The sequence below is a fragment of the Frondihabitans sp. OV104 genome (assembly GCF_057787745.1).
Window position 1 is genome coordinate 635229 of record NZ_CM173541.1, and the last position, 21055, is coordinate 656283.

19 protein-coding genes are annotated in these 21055 nt (G+C 69.6%); 16 read left to right on the forward strand and 3 right to left on the reverse strand.

The window, feature by feature from the left end; genetic code table 11:
• Nucleotides 1-244 precede the first annotated feature (244 nt).
• Both AC3CBB_RS03055 and AC3CBB_RS03060 read left to right on the forward strand, forming a co-directional pair.
• Nucleotides 245-2518 carry a polyribonucleotide nucleotidyltransferase gene (locus tag AC3CBB_RS03055; protein WP_123505981.1) on the forward strand — a complete coding sequence of 758 codons (2274 nt, stop codon included), beginning with the start codon at nucleotides 245-247 and terminating at the stop codon, nucleotides 2516-2518.
• Nucleotides 2519-2949: 431 nt separating this feature from the next.
• Nucleotides 2950-4008 carry an aldo/keto reductase gene (locus tag AC3CBB_RS03060; RefSeq protein ID WP_488625944.1) on the forward strand — a complete coding sequence of 353 codons (1059 nt, stop codon included), beginning with the start codon at nucleotides 2950-2952 and terminating at the stop codon, nucleotides 4006-4008.
• Between the two features lie 60 nt (nucleotides 4009-4068).
• Here the strand turns inward: AC3CBB_RS03060 and AC3CBB_RS03065 are convergent, their stop codons facing one another.
• Nucleotides 4069-4674, reverse strand: a complete 606-nt coding sequence (locus AC3CBB_RS03065; protein WP_488625945.1) for a TetR/AcrR family transcriptional regulator — start codon at nucleotides 4672-4674, stop codon at nucleotides 4069-4071.
• A gap of 214 nt (nucleotides 4675-4888) precedes the next feature.
• On the opposite strand from AC3CBB_RS03065, the gene AC3CBB_RS03070 reads away from it, so the two are divergent.
• Nucleotides 4889-6262, forward strand: a complete 1374-nt coding sequence (locus AC3CBB_RS03070) for a M16 family metallopeptidase (protein ID WP_488625946.1) — start codon at nucleotides 4889-4891, stop codon at nucleotides 6260-6262.
• An 11-nt stretch (nucleotides 6263-6273) separates the two neighbouring features.
• Entirely contained in the window at nucleotides 6274-6876 is a 603-nt protein-coding gene (locus tag AC3CBB_RS03075; RefSeq protein ID WP_123505979.1) for a histidine phosphatase family protein, read from the forward strand.
• A gap of 257 nt (nucleotides 6877-7133) precedes the next feature.
• Here the strand turns inward: AC3CBB_RS03075 and AC3CBB_RS03080 are convergent, their stop codons facing one another.
• On the reverse strand, nucleotides 7134-7610 hold the full coding sequence (locus AC3CBB_RS03080; RefSeq protein WP_488625947.1) for a GNAT family N-acetyltransferase: 477 nt from the start codon (nucleotides 7608-7610) through the stop codon (nucleotides 7134-7136).
• Nucleotides 7611-7646: 36 nt separating this feature from the next.
• Between AC3CBB_RS03080 and dapB the strand changes: the two genes are divergently transcribed.
• Together dapB and AC3CBB_RS03090 are read left to right on the forward strand one after the other, a co-directional pair.
• Nucleotides 7647-8390, forward strand: coding sequence for a 4-hydroxy-tetrahydrodipicolinate reductase (gene dapB, locus AC3CBB_RS03085; protein ID WP_123505977.1), 744 nt, complete (start codon nucleotides 7647-7649; stop codon nucleotides 8388-8390).
• Entirely contained in the window at nucleotides 8387-8830 is a 444-nt protein-coding gene (locus AC3CBB_RS03090) for a hypothetical protein (RefSeq protein WP_488625948.1), read from the forward strand. Before dapB ends, AC3CBB_RS03090 begins: the two co-directional genes overlap by 4 nt.
• A 43-nt stretch (nucleotides 8831-8873) precedes the next feature.
• On the opposite strand, the gene AC3CBB_RS03095 is transcribed toward AC3CBB_RS03090, so the two are convergent.
• On the reverse strand, nucleotides 8874-9782 hold the full coding sequence (locus AC3CBB_RS03095) for a TIGR01777 family oxidoreductase (protein WP_488625949.1): 909 nt from the start codon (nucleotides 9780-9782) through the stop codon (nucleotides 8874-8876).
• Nucleotides 9783-9907: 125 nt separating this feature from the next.
• Between AC3CBB_RS03095 and thyX the strand changes: the two genes are divergently transcribed.
• The 10 genes from thyX (at nucleotide 9908) to AC3CBB_RS03145 (ending at nucleotide 20980) form a co-directional block, all read left to right on the forward strand.
• Nucleotides 9908-10609, forward strand: a complete 702-nt coding sequence (gene thyX, locus AC3CBB_RS03100; RefSeq protein WP_123506493.1) for an FAD-dependent thymidylate synthase — start codon at nucleotides 9908-9910, stop codon at nucleotides 10607-10609.
• A 63-nt stretch (nucleotides 10610-10672) separates the two neighbouring features.
• Complete coding sequence (dapA, locus tag AC3CBB_RS03105; protein WP_488625950.1) at nucleotides 10673-11650, forward strand: 4-hydroxy-tetrahydrodipicolinate synthase; 978 nt, start codon at nucleotides 10673-10675, stop codon at nucleotides 11648-11650.
• Nucleotides 11651-11709: 59 nt separating this feature from the next.
• Entirely contained in the window at nucleotides 11710-13386 is a 1677-nt protein-coding gene (locus AC3CBB_RS03110; protein WP_488625951.1) for a ribonuclease J, read from the forward strand.
• Between the two features lie 177 nt (nucleotides 13387-13563).
• Nucleotides 13564-16464 carry an FtsK/SpoIIIE family DNA translocase gene (locus tag AC3CBB_RS03115; protein ID WP_488625952.1) on the forward strand — a complete coding sequence of 967 codons (2901 nt, stop codon included), beginning with the start codon at nucleotides 13564-13566 and terminating at the stop codon, nucleotides 16462-16464.
• 4 nt (nucleotides 16465-16468) lie between these two features.
• Nucleotides 16469-17125 carry a CDP-diacylglycerol--glycerol-3-phosphate 3-phosphatidyltransferase gene (gene pgsA, locus AC3CBB_RS03120; RefSeq protein WP_488625953.1) on the forward strand — a complete coding sequence of 219 codons (657 nt, stop codon included), beginning with the start codon at nucleotides 16469-16471 and terminating at the stop codon, nucleotides 17123-17125.
• A gap of 17 nt (nucleotides 17126-17142) precedes the next feature.
• Nucleotides 17143-17613: a CinA family protein gene (locus AC3CBB_RS03125; RefSeq protein WP_488626701.1), complete on the forward strand. Its 471-nt coding sequence runs from the start codon at nucleotides 17143-17145 to the stop codon at nucleotides 17611-17613.
• 122 nt (nucleotides 17614-17735) lie between these two features.
• Complete coding sequence (locus AC3CBB_RS03130) at nucleotides 17736-18044, forward strand: helix-turn-helix domain-containing protein (protein ID WP_123505971.1); 309 nt, start codon at nucleotides 17736-17738, stop codon at nucleotides 18042-18044.
• Nucleotides 18045-18169: 125 nt separating this feature from the next.
• Nucleotides 18170-18394 carry a DUF3046 domain-containing protein gene (locus AC3CBB_RS03135; RefSeq protein ID WP_123505970.1) on the forward strand — a complete coding sequence of 75 codons (225 nt, stop codon included), beginning with the start codon at nucleotides 18170-18172 and terminating at the stop codon, nucleotides 18392-18394.
• A gap of 445 nt (nucleotides 18395-18839) precedes the next feature.
• The gene (recA, locus tag AC3CBB_RS03140) at nucleotides 18840-19949 is read left to right on the forward strand and encodes a recombinase RecA (RefSeq protein ID WP_488625954.1); all 1110 of its coding nucleotides are present in this window, start codon (nucleotides 18840-18842) and stop codon (nucleotides 19947-19949) included.
• A gap of 164 nt (nucleotides 19950-20113) precedes the next feature.
• Nucleotides 20114-20980, forward strand: coding sequence for a regulatory protein RecX (locus tag AC3CBB_RS03145; RefSeq protein WP_488625955.1), 867 nt, complete (start codon nucleotides 20114-20116; stop codon nucleotides 20978-20980).
• Nucleotides 20981-21055 lie beyond the last annotated feature (75 nt).

Below are 21055 nucleotides of genomic sequence, written 5' to 3' on the forward strand. Positions count from 1 at the left end.
ACGGGCACCATGCCGCGCGTTCTGGGGGCGTGCGACACGCCGGGTGGTACCCTGTGTCACTAGGAGCCGGCTGGCTCACGCTGCCGCAGAGACGTCGATCCGACGTCGCGATCGAGTGCACCATCTCGTGCCTCGAAGCCGCTCCGTGTCCTCCGAGAAGACTCAGCTCTTCACGGAGCGACACAGCACGACATCGCCTTCCACACGGGAAGACGATTCAAAACAAAGAGGAGAAAACCCCCATATGGAGGGTCCAGAAATCAAGTTCGCCGAAGCTGTCATCGACAATGGCAAGTACGGCACCCGCACGGTCCGGTTCGAAGCCGGCCGTCTCGCGCAGCAGGCTCAGGGAGCCGTCGCCGCGTACCTCGACGAAGAGACCATGCTTCTGTCGGCTACCAGCGCCTCGAAGAACCCGAAAGACAACTTCGACTTCTTCCCGCTGACCGTCGACGTCGAAGAGCGCTCGTACGCCGCAGGCAAGATCCCCGGCTCGTTCTTCCGTCGCGAGGGCCGCCCCTCCACCGAGGCGATCCTCGTCTGCCGTCTGATCGACCGGCCCCTGCGCCCGTCGTTCGTCGAGGGCCTCCGCAACGAGGTCCAGATCGTCATCACTGTCCTCTCGATCGCACCCGACGAGTTCTACGATGCGCTCGCCATCAACGCGGCGAGCATGTCGACCCAGATCTCGGGTCTGCCCTTCTCGGGCCCCATCGCCGGTGTGCGCCTCGCGCTCATCAAGGGCCAGTGGGTCGCCTTCCCGAAGGCGTCGCAGCTGGAGGACGCCGTCTTCGACCTGACCGTCGCCGGCCGCGTCGTCACCGACGCCGCGGGCAACGAGGATGTCGCGATCATGATGGTCGAGGCCGAGGCCACCGAGCACGCCTGGGGTCTCATCCAGGGCGGCGACGTCAAGCCCGACGAGGCCGTCGTCGCGCAGGGTCTCGAGGCGGCCAAGCCGTTCCTCAAGGCCCTCGTCGAGGCGCAGGCCAAGCTTGCCGCGCAGTCCGCCAAGGAGATCGCCGAGTACCCGGTCTTCCCGCCCTACACCGACGAGGTCTACTCGGCCGTCGCCGCCGTGGCGGAAGAGGACCTCAAGGGCGTCTACCAGATCGCAGCGAAGACCGAGCGCCAGGACGCCGACGACGCTCTCAAGAGCCGCGTCAAGGAGGCCGTCGCCGCCAAGGTCGAGGCCGGCGAGCTGCCCGGCACCGCCACCTCGCAGGTGTCGGCCGCCTACAAGTCGGTCACGAAGAAGGTCGTCCGCGGCCGCATCCTCTCCGAGCAGATCCGCATGGACGGCCGCGGCCTCGCCGACATCCGTCCGCTCGACGCCGAAGTGCAGGTCATCCCGCGCGTCCACGGCTCCGCCATCTTCCAGCGCGGCGAGACCCAGATCCTGGGCGTCACCACGCTGAACATGCTCAAGATGGAGCAGCAGATCGACTCGCTGAGCCCCATCACGAAGAAGCGGTACCTGCACCACTACAACTTCCCGCCCTACTCGACCGGTGAGACCGGCCGAGTCGGCAGTCCGAAGCGTCGCGAGATCGGCCACGGCTTCCTGGCCGAGCGCGCGCTCGTCCCGGTCCTGCCGAGCCGCGAGGAGTTCCCCTACGCGATCCGTCAGGTGTCCGAGGCGCTGTCCTCGAACGGCTCCACCTCGATGGGCTCCGTCTGCGCCTCGACGCTGTCGCTGCTCAACGCCGGTGTGCCGCTGAAGGCCCCCGTCGCCGGTATCGCCATGGGCCTCGTGTCCGACGAGGTCGACGGCCAGACCCGCTACGCGGCGCTGACCGACATCCTCGGCGCCGAAGACGCCCTGGGCGACATGGACTTCAAGGTGGCCGGCACGTCCGAGTTCGTCACCGCGATCCAGCTCGACACCAAGCTCGACGGCATCCCCTCGGCAGTCCTCGACGCCGCTCTCAAGCAGGCGAAGGAGGCCCGCACGGCCATCCTGAACGTGCTGACGAGCGCGATCGACGCCCCCGACGAGATGGCCCCGACCGCGCCCCGCGTGATCTCGGTGCAGATCCCGCAGGACAAGATCGGCGAGCTGATCGGCCCGAAGGGCAAGACGATCAACGCGATCCAGGACGAGACCGGCGCCGACATCTCCATCGAGGAGGACGGCACCGTCTACATCGGCGCCGTCGACGGTCCGTCGGCCGAGGCCGCCCGCGCCCAGGTCAACGCCATCGCCAACCCGACCAACCCCGAGGTCGGCGAGCAGTTCCTCGGCACGGTCGTCAAGATCGCGACCTTCGGCGCGTTCGTCTCGCTCCTCCCCGGCAAGGACGGCCTGCTGCACATCAGCGAGGTCCGCAAGCTGGCCGGCGGCAAGCGCGTCGAGAACGTCGAAGACGTGCTCGGCGTGGGCCAGAAGATCCTCGTCGAGATCACGAAGATCGACGACCGCGGCAAGCTCTCGCTCGCCCCGGTGGTCGCCGAGGAGGCTGACACCGACTCGTCGGGTGCGGCTTCCGACTCGGTCGACGCGTCCGTCGAGGTCTAGTCCCTCAGCACGACCGCGAACCCCCGCTCTACCTCGGTAGGGCGGGGGTTCCGCGGTTCCTGCACCCGTGCACTGCCTGCAGATTGACGAAGGGCCCTTCGCGATCCCCACCGCGAAGAGCCCTTCTGACACCGGCCATGCGTACCGGCACTTGTGACGGCACCGCTCCCCACCACAGAAAACGATGCCCCGGCACCCTCCCAGGAACCGCACGAGAGAGACATTACGGACGGCCCCTGTGCGGAGCACTTGGCGCCACTATGTGTTTCCTGAGGGGTCTCGCCGAGCAGCCCCGTCGCCGGGCGGCGCCGCTCCGAACACCTGTCACCCCAGCACTGGGGTAACGATTTAGGTGAAGTTCTGGTGCGTCGGCGCCGACACCCGTCGAACAAGACGTAACCTCGACTTACGACCAGGATCAGGAGGCGCAGGTGACGGAGACCCGATCACGCATCGAGTCAATCGACACCGAGCCTCTTCGCGCCGAAAACCCCGCCCACGGCCGTCGTTCGGCGGTTCCGACACCGCTGTCGACGGTGCCGGTCGATCTCGGGATCATCCAGCCTCGCCGTCGTCTCGGCGTCTCAGACCTCCGCGTCTTCCCGGTCGCCCTGAGCGGCAACGTCTTCGGCTGGACCACCGACGAGGCTCAGACCTTCGACGTGCTCGACACCTACGTGCAGGTCGGCGGCAACTTCGTCGACACCGCCGACTCGTACACCCACGGCCGCAGCGAGGAGCTGATCGGCGAGTGGATGCACTCCCGCCGCATGCGCGACGACATCGTGCTCGCCACCAAGATCGGCAAGAGCCGCGACAACCCCGGCCTCACGCCGCTGGCCATCGAGCGGTCGGTCGACGCGTCGCTCAAGCGCCTGGGCACCGACCGCATCGACCTGCTGTACCTGCACATCGACGACACCGACGTCGCCTTCGAGCGCACGCTCCTCGGCGTGGATCGGCTCATCCGAGCCGGCAAGGTGCGCTGGTTCGGCGGCTCCGATCACTCCGGCAACCGGCTCTACGAGGCCCGGATCGCCGCCGGCATGCTCGGCGTCGCCCCGATGGTCGCGCTCCAGAACCAGTACAGCCTCGTCCGTCGCGCCGAGTTCGAGCGCGACCTCGCGCAGGTCGCCTCGCAGCAGCGGCTCGCTGTCATGCCCCGATTCCCGCTCGCCAGCGGGTTCCTCACCGGCAAGTACCGAGGCCGAGGCGACATCAAGGGCCACCGCCGGGGGAGCGAGGTGGCCAAGCTGGTCACCAAGCGCAACCTGAGGGTCCTGCACGAGCTCGACCGCATCGCGTCGCTGCACGCCGCGCCGGTGCCGGCCGTGGCGCTCGCCTGGTTGCTCGCCAAGCCGAACGTCGTCGCACCGGTCGCCAGCGCCACGTCACCGCAGCAGGTCGTGGAGCTCGTCGAGGCCGCCCGGGTGCAGCTCACGCGGCACGACGTGGCCGAGCTCGACCGCGTCAGCCACGGCAGCTTCTGATCGCGGCCGCCGTCCGCGGCGCCGGACCTCGGACACGCCTCGGCACGCCGGGCTGGAGGATTACCGGCAGTCGCCGAACAGGCGGTCGGCCACGCGCGTGAAGGCTGCAGCCGCCGCGATGGTGTCGCCGGCGTAGCCGCCTACCATCGCGCCGTCGCGGGCCAGCAGGAACTCGTCGGCCGCGTCGCCCGAGAGCGGATGGCCGGCCTCGCGGAACAGGTCGACGAGCGTCTCGGTGTACCAGTCGCGGTGCTGCAGGACGATCACGCGCACGGGGTGCTCCGGATCGGCGAACTCGGCGGCGGCGTTCACGAACGGGCAGCCGCGGAAGCCGGGACGCTGCAGGTCGTCGACGATGGAGACGACGATGCCGCGGAGCGTCGCGAGGGGGGAGTCGCTGGTCTCGCCAATGGATTCGAGCTCCGCCTCGGCGGCCGCGTGACGGCGGTTGACGTACTCGACGACGAGATTGTCCTTCGCACCGAAGTGCTTGTAGAAGGTGGCCTTCGTGACCGTCGACTCCGCGATGAGCCGGTCGACGCCGACGGTGCGGATGCCCTCGTCGTAGAAGAGGCGGTCGGCCGTGGTGAGAACGCGCATCTTGGCGCCGGGGCCGGGCTGATTGAGGGAACGCTGGACGGCCGATGGGGGGAATTCGACCGTCACAGCGTGGCTCCTCAAGGACTTTCGGCGGAAACCGTCGAGGGGGGAACGACGGCGCAGACATCGAAAGTCCGACTTGCCGCTGACCCGTTCCGGCTAGGGGCGAAACCGGTCAGTGAAATCAATATAACACAGAGGAGGACAAACAGACGAGTCTGTCTGTCCACAATCTCCGTACCCCAGTTCGGGTGTCATCGATCCCGTAGGCTCGAAGGCGATGAACGGTCCCGTCCCTCTCCCGCTCGATGTCGACGACATCTCTTTCCGCGCCACGGCCGGCGAGCTCGTTCGGCGAAGCATTCTCCCGACCGGCGTGCGCGTCCTCTCCGAGCAGATGCCCGGCGCGCGCAGCGCCACGGTCGGCTTCTGGGTCGCGGTCGGCTCGCGTGACGAGACCGAAGGCGAGCGGGGTTCCACGCACTTCCTCGAGCACCTCCTGTTCAAGGGCACGCCGACCCGCAGCGCGTTCGACATCTCGGTGAGCTTCGAGTCGGTCGGCGGCGAGCACAACGCCGCCACCGCGAAGGAGTACACCTGCTACTACGCCAAGGTGCGCGACGTCGACCTCGACATGGCCGTCGACGTGCTCGCCGACATGGTCATCTCGTCTCGGATCGACCCCGACGAGTTCGAGATCGAGCGCGGCGTGATCCTCGATGAGCTCGCGATGGCCGACGACGACGCGGCCGACCTCGGCAGCGAGCGCCTCTTCGAGTCGGTCTTCGGCGACCACGCCCTCGGCCGCCCGATCGGCGGCTCGCCCGACTCGATCCGCGCGGCGTCCCGCGACGACGTCCTGCGCCACTACCGCGCGAACTACCGCCCGCAGGATCTCGTCATCACAGTCGCCGGCGCCGTCGGGCACGACGCCCTCGTCGCCCGCATCGAGGCGGCGCTGAAGGCGGCAGGCTGGCCCGACGAGGCAGGCGAGCCCGTGCCACGTCGCAGCACCGATGCCGTCGCCCTCACGCAGGGTCGACCGGTGCTGGTGGTTCCGCGGCCCCTCGAGCAGGCCACCGTGCTGCTCGGCGTGCCCGGCCTCGCGCTCACCGACGAGCGCCGCCCCACCCTCAGCATCCTGAACGCCGTGCTCGGCGGGGGCATGTCGTCGCGCCTCTTCCAGGAGATCCGCGAGAAGCGCGGCCTGGCGTACTCGGTCTACTCGTTCACGCCCAGCTACTCCGACGCCGGCCTGTTCGGCCTTTACGCCGGCTGCGCGCCGCGCAACGCCGCCGAGGTCGCGTCGCTGATGCTCGAGGAGTTCGACCGGCTCGCGGCCGACGGGATCTCCGACCTCGAGCTCGAGCGCGCCATCGGCATGCTCGGCGGCGCGGCCGCGCTGGCGCTCGAAGACAGCGACACTCGCATGAACCGACTGGGTCGGGCAGAGATCTCGACGGGCGAGTTCGTCGACCTCGACGAGTCGCTGGTGCGGCTGGCGCGGGTCACGCCCGCGAGCGTGTCAACCCTCGCCGGCGATCTCCGCGCCGGCGTACTGTCCACCGTGGTCGTCGGAGATGTCGAGCCCGCTCTCTTCGACCCGACCTCCGCTGTTCAGCCTGCGGCAACGTCGCCGCAGGCCAGTTCGTGAAAGAGTCCCTCGTGTCGCACTACCTCTACTTCGTCCGCCACGGTGAGCAGCAGGACGCCGAGTACGGCCTGCCCGACGGCCCGCTCTCCGAGCGGGGCAAGCGTCAGGCGCGAGCCATCGCCGAGCGTCTCGGCGGCGTCCCGTTCGACTCCGCGTGGCACTCGCCGCTCGAAGGCGCCGCCGAGACGGCGCGGATCATGAGCGAGGTGATGCCCGCGCTCCGACCCGAGCCCTCGACGCTTCTCTTCGACTGCATCCCGTCCGGGCCGACTCCCGACATGCCGGCCGCCTTCAAGCCGTTCTACGGCGGCGTCACCGGCGAGCAGATCGAGGCCGGCGAGGCGCAGATGGCCGATGCGGTCGCCGAGTGGCTGACCCCGGCGCGCGAAGACCGCCACGACCTCCTCATCACGCACAACTTCGTGATCGGCTGGTTCGTGCGCGAGGTGTTCGGGGCCCCGGCCTGGCGCTGGATGGGCGTCAACCAGGCCAACGGCGGCCTGACGATCATTCGCGTGCGCTCGGCCAAGCCGCCGGAGCTCGTCACCCACAACGACCTCGCGCACCTCCCCGTCGAGCTGCGCACGGGCTTGCCGGTCGAGCAGCCGCTGTAACTCATTGGGCGGCGGGCGGCCGCGCACCGGACCTCGGACAAGCCTCGGTCGTCCGGTGTGCCGGCTGCCTGCCGCAAAAGCGCTGAAGGGGCGGCGAGCCGCCTTCGTTTCTTCAGGGCGGCGGGCGGCCGCGCACCGGACCTCGGACAAGCCTCGGTCGTCCGGTGTGCCGGCTGCCTGCCGCAGGGGCGCTAAAGGGCGGCAAGCCGCCTTCGTTCGCCGGCCGCTAGGGCGCTAAAGGGGGGCGGCAAGCCGCCTTAGCGGAGCGGCTTCCGGTACCAGTTGGTTGCGTTGGGGTTGTCGTTGTAGGGCTCGACGTCCTCGTAGCCGGTCGACCGGTACAGCCCGCCCGCGGCCGTCAGACTCGCATTCGTGTCGAGCACGGCCGAATCGGCGCCGAACTCGCGTGCGCGCCGCTCCAGCTCGGCCAGGAACGCCTTGCCGAGCCCGCGGCCGCGCCCGTCCGGCCCGACGTACAGGTGCTTGACCTCGTAGCGCACGCCGCCGTCGGGGTCGTCCGAGATGCGCCGGATCCCTCCGCACGCCACACCGGAGGCTCCCTCGACGTCGGCCACCAGGAAGACGCCGGCGGGCGGCACGAACGCGGCCGGCTCGGGGAACGTCGTCGTGTAGCCGACCGGGTCGGGGAAGGTCGCGATCCGCTCGTCGAAGTACGCCGCCAGGAGGGCGTGCGCTTCGGGGTCGTCGACGGCTACGGCTCGGTACTCGGTCACGACGACCGATGCTACCGACCCCGGTAGGTTGGGGGCATGTCAACTCGCGTCGCCGTCGTCGGAGCCACCGGAAGAATGGGCGGCCTCTTCCGCCGCCTCATCGACGAGAGCGACTCGCTCGAGCTGCACGCGGCGCTGTCGTCGCGCGACGACCTGGCCGCCGTCGAGGGTGCCGACCTGGTCGTCGACGTGACCGTTCCCGCCGTGAGTCCGGGCATCGTCGAGACGGCGGTCCGCGCGGGCATCCCGGTGCTCGTCGGCACGTCGGGCTGGTCCGAGCCCCGCCTCGCCGACCTGCGCAGGATCGTGGCCGAGGTCGCGGGCCCAGGCGTCCTCGTGGTCCCCAACTTCTCCGTCGGGTCCGTCCTCGCGACGACGTTCGCCACCATGGCCGCGCGCTTCTACGAGTCCGTCGAGATCATCGAGACCCACCACCCCGGCAAGGTCGACTCGCCGTCGGGCACCGCGATCCGCACCGCCGAGCTCATCGCCGCGGCGAGGCGCGACCTCGGTCCGGTCGTCGCCCCCCATGTCGACCAGCGCGCCCGCGGCCAGCAGGTCGCCAGCGTGCCCGTGCACAGCCTCCGCCTGCCGGGCATCGAGGCCCGCCAGGAGGTCGTGTTCGGCGGCCCCGGCGAGACGCTGTCGCTGCAGCACGACACGACGTCGCAGACAGCGTACGAGCAGGGCATCCGCGTCGCCCTCGCCGCGGCCCCGTCGATCCAGGGCGTGGTCGTGGGGCTCGACAAGGTCCTGCCGCTCGGGCCCGCTCAGCAGTGAAGGGCCGCATCGCCGCGCTCGTGATGTGCGCGCTCCTCGTGGTCTACCTCGTGCTCGTCGCGCAGCGGGCCGTCCTGTTCATCCTGACCGGCGAGGTCGTCGCCGTGATCCTCGGCATCGCGCTGTTCGTGCTGCCGGTCATCGGAGTCGTCGCGCTGCTCTTCGAGCTCCGCTTCGGCATCCTCACCGAGCGCATCGTCACCCAGCTCGGCGCCGAGGGCGCGCTGCCCGTCGACGACCTGCCGAAGCGGCCTTCGGGGCGCTACGAGCGCGAGGCGGCCGACTCGGCGTTCCCCGCCTACGCGACCGCGGTCGAGCAGGCACCGGACGACTGGCGCGCGTGGTTCCGCCTGGGCCTGGCGTACGACGCCTGCGGCGACCGTCGCCGCGCGCGGGGCGCCATGCGGAAGTCGTTCTCTCTGCGGCGCGCGGAGCGCTGAGAAGGCGACCGCCCCGAGTTCCTGCGGGGAAAGCCTGCTGCCCCTACTTCAGGAGGGTGTCGAGCGCGCTCTCGATCGTCTCGTCGCGGAAGACGAAGCCGTCGGCGAGCAGCTTCTCGGGCACGACCTTCTGGCTCGACAGCAGCATCTCCTGGCCGGCGTCGCCCAGCAGAGTGCGGATGGCGAAGTCGGGCACGGCGAGCTTGTACGGGCGCCCGAGGTCCTTGGCGACGCGAGCCGTGAGGCGGTCGCTCGTCGCCGCGACCGGGCCGGTGAGGTTGACGGGGCCCTCGAGCGACGAGGTGAGCAGATGGACGATCGCGGCGGCCTCGTCGCGGAGGCTGATCCACGGCCAGATCTGAGCGCCGTTGCCCAGACGCGAGCCGAGGAACGCGCGGGTCAGCCCCAGGATCGGCTTCATCGCGCCGCCGGGGCCCACGACGATGCCGGTGCGGACCGTGGCGACGCGGGTGCCCTCGGGCGCCTGGTGGGCCTCGGCCTCCCAGTCCGAGACGACGTCGGCGAGGAAGCCGGTGCCGCGGGGAGACTCCTCGGTGAGGATGTCGAGCGGCCTGTCGCCGTAGATGCCTACGGCCGAGCCGCTCAGGAACACCGACGGCGGCGTGGCGGCGTGGTGCATCGCGTCGGCCAGAGTGTGCGTGGCGTCGACCCGGGACTGGCGGATCTCGTCTTTGTACGAGCGCGTCCACGGCAGCTTCGACAGCGAGGCGCCCGAGAGGTTGATGACGGCGTCGGCCCGGTCGAGCAGGTTGTAGTCGAGGATCCCGGCCTGCGGCGACCAGGTGAACTCGTCGCGGTTCGTCGTCGGGCGACGCACCAGCGTGAGGACCGTATGGCCCTTCGCCCGGGCCTGCTTCGCGACCTCCGTGCCGATCAGGCCCGATGCCCCCGCTATCAAGACCGTGAGTCCTGTGCCGTGCTCTGCTGTCATTGCCTGCCCTTCGTCGATCCCTCACACTAGGCGGGCGCGCTGACCGTGTCCGCGACCGCTACGGGTAGTCTCGTTGCGTGACCGATGAGACCCCCACCGCACCCGAGATCGAGTTCCGCAGCGACATGACGGTGGAGCTCGTCCGCTCCAGCGCCCATGACTCCGACGTGCTGTTCGCCGCGCGCGTGTCGACGATGGGCGAGCAGACGCTCGAGTCGGCGCAGGCCCCCGAGAGCGATGGCGCCCCCAAGGGCGCGGGCCTCATCAACTACCTGATGCGCGACCGCCACGGCTCGCCGTTCGAGCACAACTCCATGACCTTCTACGTGCAGGCGCCGATCTTCGTGTTCCGCGAGTTCATGCGGCACCGCATGGCGTCGTACAACGAGGAGTCGGGCCGCTACCGCGAGCTCAACCCCGTCTTCTACGTGCCCGCTGAGAACCGCAACCTCGTGCAGGTCGGCAAGCCCGGCGCCTACGACTTCCTGCCCGGCAGCCCCGAGCAGTACGAGCTGGTGTCGGAGGCCACCCGCGCCTCGTCGACGCTCGCCTTCGACGCATACCAGAAGATGCTCGAGGCCGGCGTGGCCCGCGAGGTCGCCCGCATCGTCCTCCCGCTCAACATCTACTCGTCGATGTACGTCACGGTGAACGCCCGCTCGCTCATGAACTTCCTCAGCCTGCGCACCAAGCGCGAGGGCACGCACTTCCCCTCCTTCCCGCAGCGCGAGATCGAGATGTGCGCCGAGAAGATGGAAGACATCTGGGCCGGCCTCATGCCACTCACCTACTCCGCGTTCGAGAAGAACGGCCGCGTCGCCCCCTGACGGCGATCGCCGCGTCGCCTCCCGGCGGTAGGGGAGGGGCGTCGATCCCGATACTCTGTAGGGGTGTCGAACATCTCCAACCCCTTCGGGCAGGTCCTCGTCGCTCTCGTGACCCCCTTCACCGCCGACGGTGAAGTCGACTGGCCGGGCGTCGAGAAGCACATCGACGACTGCATCAGCGCGGGTGCCGACGGCATCGTCGTGACCGGCACCACGGGCGAGACCTCGACCCTCACCGACCCCGAGAAGCTCAAGCTCGTCGAGGTCGGCAAGTCGGTGGCGGCCGGCCGCGCGAAGATCATCACCGGCGGCGGCTCGAACGAGACCGCGCACGCGATTCAGCTCTACAAGGCCAGCGAGAAGGCCGGCGCCGACGGCGTCATGATCGTCACGCCCTACTACAACAAGCCCACGCAGGCCGGCATCCTCACGCACTTCCGCATGATCGCCGACGCGACCGACCTGCCTGTGCTGCTCTACGACATCCCCGGCCGCACCGGCGTCCCGATCCGGTACGAGACGATCCTGCGCGCCGCCAAGCACCCGAACATCGTCGGCGTCAAAGACGCGAAGGGCGACTTCGCCGAGGTCAGCCGCGTGCTGAACCAGACCGACCTGCTCTACTTCTCGGGCGACGACACCAACGTGCTGCCGCACCTGGCCATCGGCGCGACCGGCCTCATCGGCGTCACCGCCAACATCGCCGCGGCCCCGTACCGGACCATCGTCGACGCGGTCAACGCGGGCGACCTCCACACCGCGACCGCCGCCCACAGGCAGCTCGAGCCACTAGTGCGCGCCGTCATGACCCACGTGCCCGGAACCGTCGCCGCCAAGTACATCCTCCACGGCCTCGGCCGTATCTCGAGCCCCCGCGTGCGCCTCCCGCTCGTCGGGCCGGAAGACACGGAGGCCGCCCTCATCGAAGACGAGCTGTCGCACGTGGGCGAGATCCCCGGCGTCGACTTATCGAGGTTCCGCCCCGACCGCAATGCGGCCGCCGGTGGTGCGCTCCCGAAGGTGCACGGCACCACGCGCTAGGCGCGCCCCACGACTTACACCGGAGGCTCGCGGCCTCACACCAGAACACCAAGGAACACATGCCCACAACGATCCAGTCCCCTCCCGCCCTCGCGAAGGGCACCCTCCGAGTCATCCCGATCGGCGGTCTCGGCGAGATCGGTCGCAACATGACCGTCTACGAACTCGACGGCAAGCTCCTGATCGTCGACGCCGGCGTGCTCTTCCCCGAAGAGCACCAGCCCGGCGTCGACCTGATCCTGCCCGACTTCACCCCGATCAAGGACCGCCTCGACGACATCCTCGGCGTCGTGCTCACGCACGGCCACGAAGACCACATCGGCGCCGTGCCCTACCTCCTGCGCCTCCGTCAGGACATCCCGCTGCTCGGCTCCACGCTGACCCTCGCGCTCGTCGAGGCGAAGCTCAAGGAGCACCGCATCAAGCCCTACACGCTCGCCGTGAAGGAAGGGCAGATCGAGAAGCTCGGCCCGTTCGAGCTCGAGTTCATCGCCGTCAACCACTCCATCCCCGACGCTCTGGCCGTGGCCATCCGCACGTCGGCCGGCCTGGTGCTCCACACCGGCGACTTCAAGATGGACCAGCTGCCCCTCGACAACCGCATCACCGACCTCCGCGCCTTCGCGCGACTCGGCGAAGAGGGGGTCGACCTCTTCCTGCCCGACTCGACGAACTCCGACGTGCCCGGCTTCACCGCTCTCGAGCGCGACATCGGCCCGGTCCTCGACGACATCATCGCCCGAGCCCCGCGTCGCGTCGTCGTCGCCAGCTTCTCGAGCCACGTGCACCGCGTGCAGCAGGTGCTCGACGCCGCGCACATGAACGGCCGCCGCGTCGCCTTCATGGGCCGCTCGATGATCCGCAACATGACGATCGCGGCCGACCTCGGCTACCTCAGGGTGCCCGAGAACGTCCTCATCGACTCGAAGAAGGCCAAAGACCTCCCCGACGACCGCATCGTCTACATGTCGACCGGGTCGCAGGGCGAGCCGATGGCGGTCCTGGCCCGGATGGCCAACCTCGAGCACCAGATCGAGATCGGCGAGGGCGATACCGTCATCCTCGCCTCGAGCCTGATCCCGGGCAACGAGAACGCGGTCTACCGCGTGATCGACGGCCTGACCAAGCTCGGCGCCCACGTCGTGCACAAGGGCAACGCGAAGGTGCACGTCTCGGGCCACGCCTCGGCGGGCGAGCTGCTCTACTGCTACAACATCCTGCGTCCGAAGAACGTCCTCCCGGTCCACGGCGAGCACCGTCACCTCTACGCGAACGCCGCCCTGGCCGAGCGCACCGGCGTCAACCCGAAGAACATCATCACGGGGCAGGACGGCATCGTCGTCGACCTCCGCGACGGTGTGGCGAAGGTCGTCGGCCAGCTCGACCTCGGCTACGTCTACGTCGACGGCTCGACCGTGGGCGAGATCACCGACGCCGACCTGAAAGACCGCCGCGTTCTCGCCGAAGAGGGCTTCATCAGCATCTTCCTCGCGATCGACCCGCAGACCGGCCGCATCGTCGTGGGGCCGGAGATCCAGTCGCGAGGCTTCGCCGAAGACGAGTCGGTCTTCGACGACGTCAAGCCGAAGATCGTCGCGGCGCTCACCGAGGCCGCGCAGAACGGCACCCGCGACGCGCACGCCTTCAGCCAGGTCGTCCGCCGCACGGTGGGCCGCTGGGTGAACTCGCAGCACCGCCGCCGCCCGATGATCGTCCCGGTGGTCATCTCGGCGTAGGCCTCACTCACATCACCTGCGGCGTTGTCGCCCCGGGGACATGGCTCCGCCATCGTTCCCGGGGCTCCGCCTTGCCTCTGATGCGATTGCGCCCTGCGCCTGTGGGAGCAGGCGCCCGACCGAACACGCGCAACATCCTTCACACCTTCAACCGGGGGTGCAAGGTACGTTTGCCGCATGGCTACGAGCACGAAACCTTCGCCGCGCGCGCGCACTTCCAATCGCGCACCCTCGCGCGCCGGGGGCTCCGGCCCGCGGGGCGGCGCCGCACCGACCAAGAAGCTCCCTGCCGCCAAGGCCCCGGTCGTCATCGATCACGGCCCCGGAATCGGAACACGCGCCTGGCTCGGGCTCGCCCACGTGGTCGGCGCCGGATTCCGCGTGCTCGGCCGCGAGTCGCTCGATCCTGCGGAGCGTCGTGACGGGGTGCCGTTCTTCCTCGTGCTCCTGGCGGTGGCCGGAGCGGTCGTGGAATGGCTCAACCCCGGCAACGCCGCGGCCATCGCCCTCGACCACTACACCTTCGGCGGGCTGTTCGGGCGGGTCGCCTACGCCCTGCCCGTGATCATGGTCGTGTTCGCGGGCTGGCTGTTCCGGCACCCGGCGTCGGTCCACGACAACACGCGCATCGGCATCGGCCTGGGCCTCATGGTCGTCTCGATCTCCGGGCTCTGCCACATCTACGGCGGGCGGCCTGAGGCGTCCGGCGGCATGGCCGGCCTGGCATCCGGCGGCGGGATCCTCGGCTGGGTGGTCGCCTCGTGGATGGTCAACCTCCTGACCGTCTGGGTGGCCGTGCCGGTGGTCTCCATCGTGCTGGCGCTCTCGCTGCTCATCATCACGAAGACGCCGCCGAACCACATCGGCCGACGCCTGCACGAGCTCTACGCCTATCTCTTCGGCGCCCCCGGTCCGTCCGAGCCCGGTGCCGAGGGGGCGAAGGCGGGATCGTCGAAGGCCCTCTCGTCGACCGCGATCGAAGACGCCGTCGACGGAGACGACGAGGCCGCCGAGCTGCCCTGGTGGCGCCGCAACAAGAGCGGCCGCGAGGAAGACCCCGCCTACGACTCCCCGGTGGTCGCCGAGACCGGCCCCGTCGCGCGCAAGAGCCGAGGCCGCAAGGCGCGCGAGGAGGCGAACTCGTTCACCGACATCATCGAGGGCCCGAAGACCGAAGATGACTTCCCGACCGACGTCCTCTCCGGGCTGGGCTTCGCCGAGGCCGCAGCCGCCGAGAGCGCGCTCGGCCTGTCCGGGGCTCCCGCTGTCGCACCGGGCGCAGGAACGAGCGCCGCCGTCATCCCGACACCGCCGGTCGCCGCACCGGCACCCGTCGTCGTGCCCGCCGCGGCCGCACTCGGCCCCTCGGACGCCGCGGCCGAGTTCTTCGAGCCCGACCCCGCCGACGAGCGTCCGAGCTTCGAGATCGCCGACACCGACGACGACGAGGCGCCCTACCGCCTGCCCGCGGTCTCGACCCTCAGCCCGGGCGACCCGGCCAAGACCCGAAGCGAGGCGAACGACACGATCGTCGCGGCCATCACCGAGGTGCTGACGCAGTTCAACGTCGACGCCCGCGTCATCGGCTTCAGCCGCGGACCGACGGTCACCCGCTACGAGATCGAGCTCGGCCCGGGCGTGAAGGTCGAGAAGGTCACCGCCCTGGCGAAGAACCTCTCGTACGCGGTCGCGTCGAACGAGGTCCGCATCCTCTCGCCGATCCCCGGCAAGAGCGCCATCGGCGTCGAGATCCCGAACACCGACCGCGAGATCGTGTCGCTCGGCGACGTGCTCCGCTCGTCGGCCGCGACCAAGAGCGCGCACCCGATGACCATCGGAGTGGGCAAGGACGTCGAGGGAGGCTTCGTCGTCGCCAACCTCGCGAAGATGCCTCACCTCCTGGTCGCCGGCTCCACCGGCTCCGGCAAGTCGAGCTTCGTCAACTCGATGATCACGTCGCTGCTGATGCGCGCCAAGCCGAGCGAGGTGCGGATGGTCCTCATCGACCCGAAGCGCGTCGAGCTCTCGATCTACGCCGGCGTGCCGCACCTGATCACGCCCATCATCACCAACGCCAAGAAGGCGGCCGAGGCGCTCCAGTGGGTCGTCAAGGAGATGGACATGCGGTACGACGACCTCGCGTCGTTCGGCTTCCGCCACATCGACGACTTCAACAAGGCCGTCGTCAACAACGAGATCGTGCTGCCGCAGGGGAGCGAGCGCTCGCTCAAGCCGTACCCGTACCTCCTCGTCGTGGTCGACGAGCTCGCCGACCTGATGATGGTCGCCCCGCGCGACGTCGAGGACTCCATCGTCCGCATCACGCAGCTGGCCCGCGCCTCGGGCATCCACCTCGTGCTCGCGACGCAGCGTCCGTCCGTCGACGTCGTCACCGGCCTCATCAAGGCCAACGTGCCGTCGCGCCTCGCCTTCGCCGTGACCAGCGTGACCGACTCGCGGGTCATCCTCGACCAGCCGGGCGCCGACAAGCTCATCGGCCAGGGCGACGCGCTCTTCCTGCCCATGGGGGCGTCCAAGGCCATGCGCGTCCAGGGCGCGTGGGTGCAGGAGAGCGAGGTCAACGACGTCGTCCAGCACGTGACCCGCCAGGCCCGCCCCGAGTACCGCAACGACGTGGCCCAGGTCGTCGAGAAGAAAGAGATCGACGGCGACATCGGCGACGACCTCGAGCTCCTGCTCGCCGCCGCCGAGCTCGTCGTGTCGACCCAGTTCGGCTCGACGTCGATGCTCCAGCGCAAGCTGCGCGTCGGCTTCGCCAAAGCCGGCAGGCTCATGGATCTCATGGAGTCGCGCGACATCGTGGGGCCCTCCGAGGGGTCGAAGGCGCGCGACGTCCTGGTGACCGTGGAGCAGCTCCCGGGCGTGCTGGCGAAGATCCGCGGCGGGGAGGATCCCGGCGCGGGGTCGGGGGCGCGAGTTCCTGAGCGCAGCACCGCGCCCTCGGCGCCGTCCGACGACCGGTACTCCGCCGACCCGGTCGGCGACATGACCTCGGGGTACCGAGAGGTCGACGCCGACGATTCGGAGGACGCCTGGGGTCTGACAGGACGAGACTGATCCCATGAGCCACGAACCTGCGTCCCCCCGCGCGAAGACCTTCCCCCTGACGGGGAGGATCGTCAGCCGCGGCGACGGACCGGCCTCGACCGCCAACATCGCGAACATCATCACGGTGGTGCGGATCCTGATGGCGCCGGTCTTCTTCGTCCTGCTGGTGGTCGACGACGGCAGCATGGGGGCTCTGCGGGTGTGGGCCGCGGTCATCTTCGTGGTGGCGATCCTGACCGACAGCCTCGACGGGTTCCTCGCGCGTCGGCAGAACCTCGTGTCCGACTTCGGCAAGATCGTCGACCCGCTAGCCGACAAGGTGCTGACCGGCGGCGCGTTCATCGTGCTGTCGGTGCTGGGCGAGCTGCCCTGGTGGGTGACCATCGTCATCCTCGTGCGCGAGATCGGCATCACGGTCTACCGCTTCGTCGCGCTCAGCGACCGCGTCATCCCCGCCTCGCGCGGCGGCAAGCTCAAGACGCTGCTGCAGGGCGTGGCCCTGACGCTCGCCCTCTTCCCGTTCACCACCTGGCTGGGCGACTGGTTCAACTGGGTCAACATCGTGCTCATGTCGGCCGCCTTCCTCGCCACCGTGCTGTCGGGGCTCGACTACATGCGGGTCGCGCTGCAGCACTCGCGATCGCGCACCCCCGCGGACGGCGCAGCGTGACGCTCGTCGTCGACCTCATGGCGTCTCTTCGGGCGCAGGAACTCACCGTCGCCGTCGCCGAGTCGCTCACCGGGGGCCTGCTCGTCGCCGAGCTCGTCTCCGTGCCGGGCGCCTCCAGCGTCGTCGCCGGGGGAGTGGTGGCCTACCAGACCGAGGTCAAGCACTCGCTCCTCGGGGTGCCCGCGGCTCTCCTCGCCGAGCACGGCGCGGTCCACCCCGACGTCGCGGCGGCCATGGCGACGGGTGTCCGAGAACGCCTCACCATCGCCCACGCCCGGCCCACGTTCGGAATCGCGACGACAGGTGTCGCCGGCCCCGACCCCCAGGACGGCCAGCCCGTCGGCACCGTCTACGTGGGTATCGCCTGGGAGAATCATGTCGAAGTGGTACCCCTCGCACTGGAGGGTGACCGCCAGGCAATCCGATCGGCTACAGTCGCCGAATCACTTGCAGCACTTCAGCGGATGGTCGAGCGGTTCAGGGAATAGCGCGGGTTTCAGTCCTGTTACATCTCTCAGGTCGCACGGCACATCCAGACATTGCTGATTACAGTTGCACCTACCCACCTGGTACTCCGATCACGGTGGGTCGTCCTCAGGAGGAGGGTCCTATGGTTCTCGTACGTCAAGAAATCGGTGACGTCCTTCGTGACTTCCGCCTGCAAAAGGGCCGCACGCTTCGTCAGGTCGCATCCAAGGCCAGTGTCGCGCTCGGTTACCTCAGTGAGGTCGAGCGTGGCCAAAAAGAGGCCAGCTCTGAGATCCTCGCCTCGGTAGCGGATGCTCTCGAGACGCCCATCTCCACGATCATGCGTGAGGTCGGTGACCGCATGGCGGTCCTCGAGGGGCTCAGCCCCGTTCCCGACACGCTCCCCGACGACCTCGTCGCCGAGTTCGACGCCGACCTCGCGGTCCGCTAGAGCTCTCCGCGAGTCACACGAATGCCCCGGCCTGTCGGCCGGGGCATTCGTGCGTCCGGGGTCGGGTTCGGCGCGTTCAGGTCGCGTTGCGTTCGGGGTCGGCGTTGCGCGGGTAGCCTCGACGCGTGCGCAAGAGTGAGTTCGCCCGAGCGGTCGTCGACGAGTTCGGCGAAGGGTACGGCCGGGTCGTGACGCGCGACGTCGTGCTGGCGGCGCTCGGCAGCGTGTCGGCCGACGAGGCGATCGGTCGGGGCGACGACCCGCGCGACGTGTGGCTGGCCCTATGCGAGGTAGAGAACGTGCCCGAGTCGCGCCGCTACGGCGTCGGGCTGCCCAAGCCGCGCCCGTAGTCCGCGCCGCCGGCGCTCCGCCCTCCTGCCCGCCCCGCCTGGCCTCCTGCCCGCCCGCGTCCCAAAAATTCAAGGAGATTTTCGCCGGCGTGGCCTGCGATGGCCGCGGGTTGGGCTTACACGGCCAAAATCTCCTTGAATTTCGGAGGTCGACACGCCGCGCCGGCGACTCGAACATGTGTTCGGTCGGGTGCTAGCCTCTCCTCCACAGGGGCGCTCCGGTGCCGGGTTCTCCACAGATGGCTGAGCGGCGCTTCGAGTGTCGGTGGCTCTCCGTAACGTTCTCGGCAACAGCGCTTCCCCTGAGCCTTGTCGAACACCTCCTGGCCTTGTACCACCGGCCCGGGCAGACGCGACAGCCTATAGGCGCACCGACTGACGTCGACGAGCATCGCTCGACGGCGACGACCCCGGCCGTCCGCGCGACGACCGAGAAGGAGACATCATGCCCTCAGTTGCAGATCGCGAGAAGGCCCTCGAGACGGCTCTCGCTCAGATCGATCGTCAGTTCGGCAAGGGCGCCGTCATGCGCCTCGGCAGCGACGAGCGCGCTCCCGTCGCCGTCATCCCCACGGGGTCGATCGCCCTCGACGTCGCACTCGGCATCGGCGGTCTTCCCCGCGGGCGCATCGTCGAGATCTACGGGCCCGAGTCGTCGGGTAAGACGACGCTCACCCTTCACGCCATCGCGAATGCTCAGGCCGCCGGCGGCATCGCCGCGTTCATCGACGCCGAGCACGCGCTCGACCCCGAGTATGCGAAGAAGCTCGGCGTCGACATCGACGCCCTCCTCGTGTCGCAGCCCGACACCGGTGAGCAGGCCCTCGAGATCGCCGACATGCTCGTACGCTCCGGGTCCATCGACCTCGTCGTCATCGACTCCGTCGCCGCGCTCGTGCCCCGTGCCGAGATCGAGGGCGAGATGGGCGACTCGCACGTCGGCCTCCAGGCCCGACTCATGTCGCAGGCTCTCCGCAAGCTGACCGGTGGCCTCAGCCAGACCGGCACCACGATGATCTTCATCAACCAGCTGCGTGAGAAGATCGGCGTCTTCTTCGGAAGCCCCGAGACCACCGCCGGCGGTAAGGCGCTCAAGTTCTACGCGTCCGTCCGCCTCGACATCCGCCGCATCGAGACCCTGAAAGACGGTACCGACGCAGTCGGCAACCGCACCCGCGTCAAGGTCGTCAAGAACAAGATGGCGCCGCCCTTCAAGCAGGCCGAGTTCGACATCCTCTACGGCGTCGGCATCTCGCGTGAGGGCAGCCTGATCGACTTCGGCGTCGAGCACGGAATCGTCCGCAAGTCGGGCGCCTGGTACACCTACGAGGGCGATCAGCTCGGCCAGGGCAAAGAGAACTCGCGCAACTTCCTGCTCCAGAACGCGTCGATCGCACTCGAGATCGAGCAGAAGATCCTGGCGAAGCTCGGCGTCGGCACCGACGGGGCCGCGGCCAAGGCAGCCAACGACGCTGCCGCCGCCGCATCCGGCGAGCCGGCCGCCCCGACCCTCTCGGCGACCCAGCGCAAGCTGGCCGAGCGCAAGGGCGCGTAGTCATCGCCGACTCCACCGGGGGCGACGACCTCGCTCCCGTCACGCCGCTCTTCGGCGGGGGCCGTGCTTCGAAGCGCGGCCCCGCCGGCGAGGCTGGTCCTCGCGATGGCGCCGCCGATGTGCCGGAAGGCTCGGCAGGCTCCCCGTGGGCCAGGGCGGATTCCGTGTGGGCCGACGACGCCGCCCCAGGCGCCGATGAGACCCTGGCTGACGGCGACGAGACGCCGGCTGACGCTGACGAGACGCCCGACGACCTCGACTCGGTTTCGGGCGCAGGATCCCGCGCGGCCGAATCCGATCTCGACGCCGCGGGGCAGGCCCGCCCCCTCCCGACCTACGAGGCGTTCGCCGCGAAGTCCGAGGCGCGCGAGCGCCTGTCGGCCGTGACGTCGCTCCCCGTGGGGCGCCGCGAAGGCGGGGCCGTCCCCGGTCGCGCACAGTCCGAGCCCATCCGATCCGGCTCGGAGTTCCCCGACAAGATCGACGCCGCCGTGATCGACGCCGACGAGTCGGACGACGAGCCCGCTGAGACTCTCGACGCCGCGCGTGCCCGAGCCGAGAACATCAGCATGCACGCGCTGTCGCGCCGCGGGGTCTCCTCGTCCGAGATGGCGAAGACCCTCCGATCCCGTGACCTCCCCGACGAGGTCGTGGAGGAGGAGATCGCGCGGCTCGAAGGAGTCGGTCTCCTGAACGACGCCGAGCTGGCCGAGAACCTGGTCCGCACCAAGCAAGACCGCAAGGGCCTCGGCAAGGGCGCCATCACCGCCGAGCTGCGTCAGCGGGGCCTCGCACAGGAGGCCATCGAAGCCGCGGTCGACGAGATCGACGACGACGAAGAGCAGTCGCGGGCCGACGAGTGGGCGCGCAAGCGCGCCGGGCAGCTCCGCGGGCTCGACCAGGCGACCGCCGAGCGCCGTCTCAACGGCTACCTGATGCGACGTGGCTACCGGTCCGAGGTCATCCGCCGTGCGGTCGAGAAGGCGCTGCCACGCGGTGGCTCGTCACGGGGCGGCGTCCGCTTCGAGTAGCCCCTGGCGGGGGCGGGGCCGGCGGCGCCGAGCGTGCGCCGGCGGTCGTGCGCGGCGCGACGGCGCTCAGTGGCA

Coding starts and splice junctions, on each gene's coding strand:
- dapB (WP_123505977.1), top strand. CDS start 7,647: ATGTCAACTCGCGTCGCCGTCGTCGGAGCCACCGGAAGAATGGGCGGC.
- AC3CBB_RS03110 (WP_488625951.1), top strand. CDS start 11,710: ATGCCCACAACGATCCAGTCCCCTCCCGCCCTCGCGAAGGGCACCCTC.
- AC3CBB_RS03095 (WP_488625949.1), bottom strand. CDS start 9,782: ATGACAGCAGAGCACGGCACAGGACTCACGGTCTTGATAGCGGGGGCA.
- thyX (WP_123506493.1), top strand. CDS start 9,908: ATGACGGTGGAGCTCGTCCGCTCCAGCGCCCATGACTCCGACGTGCTG.
- AC3CBB_RS03070 (WP_488625946.1), top strand. CDS start 4,889: ATGAACGGTCCCGTCCCTCTCCCGCTCGATGTCGACGACATCTCTTTC.
- AC3CBB_RS03130 (WP_123505971.1), top strand. CDS start 17,736: ATGGTTCTCGTACGTCAAGAAATCGGTGACGTCCTTCGTGACTTCCGC.
- AC3CBB_RS03125 (WP_488626701.1), top strand. CDS start 17,143: ATGGCGTCTCTTCGGGCGCAGGAACTCACCGTCGCCGTCGCCGAGTCG.
- AC3CBB_RS03115 (WP_488625952.1), top strand. CDS start 13,564: ATGGCTACGAGCACGAAACCTTCGCCGCGCGCGCGCACTTCCAATCGC.
- AC3CBB_RS03055 (WP_123505981.1), top strand. CDS start 245: ATGGAGGGTCCAGAAATCAAGTTCGCCGAAGCTGTCATCGACAATGGC.
- recA (WP_488625954.1), top strand. CDS start 18,840: ATGCCCTCAGTTGCAGATCGCGAGAAGGCCCTCGAGACGGCTCTCGCT.
- pgsA (WP_488625953.1), top strand. CDS start 16,469: ATGAGCCACGAACCTGCGTCCCCCCGCGCGAAGACCTTCCCCCTGACG.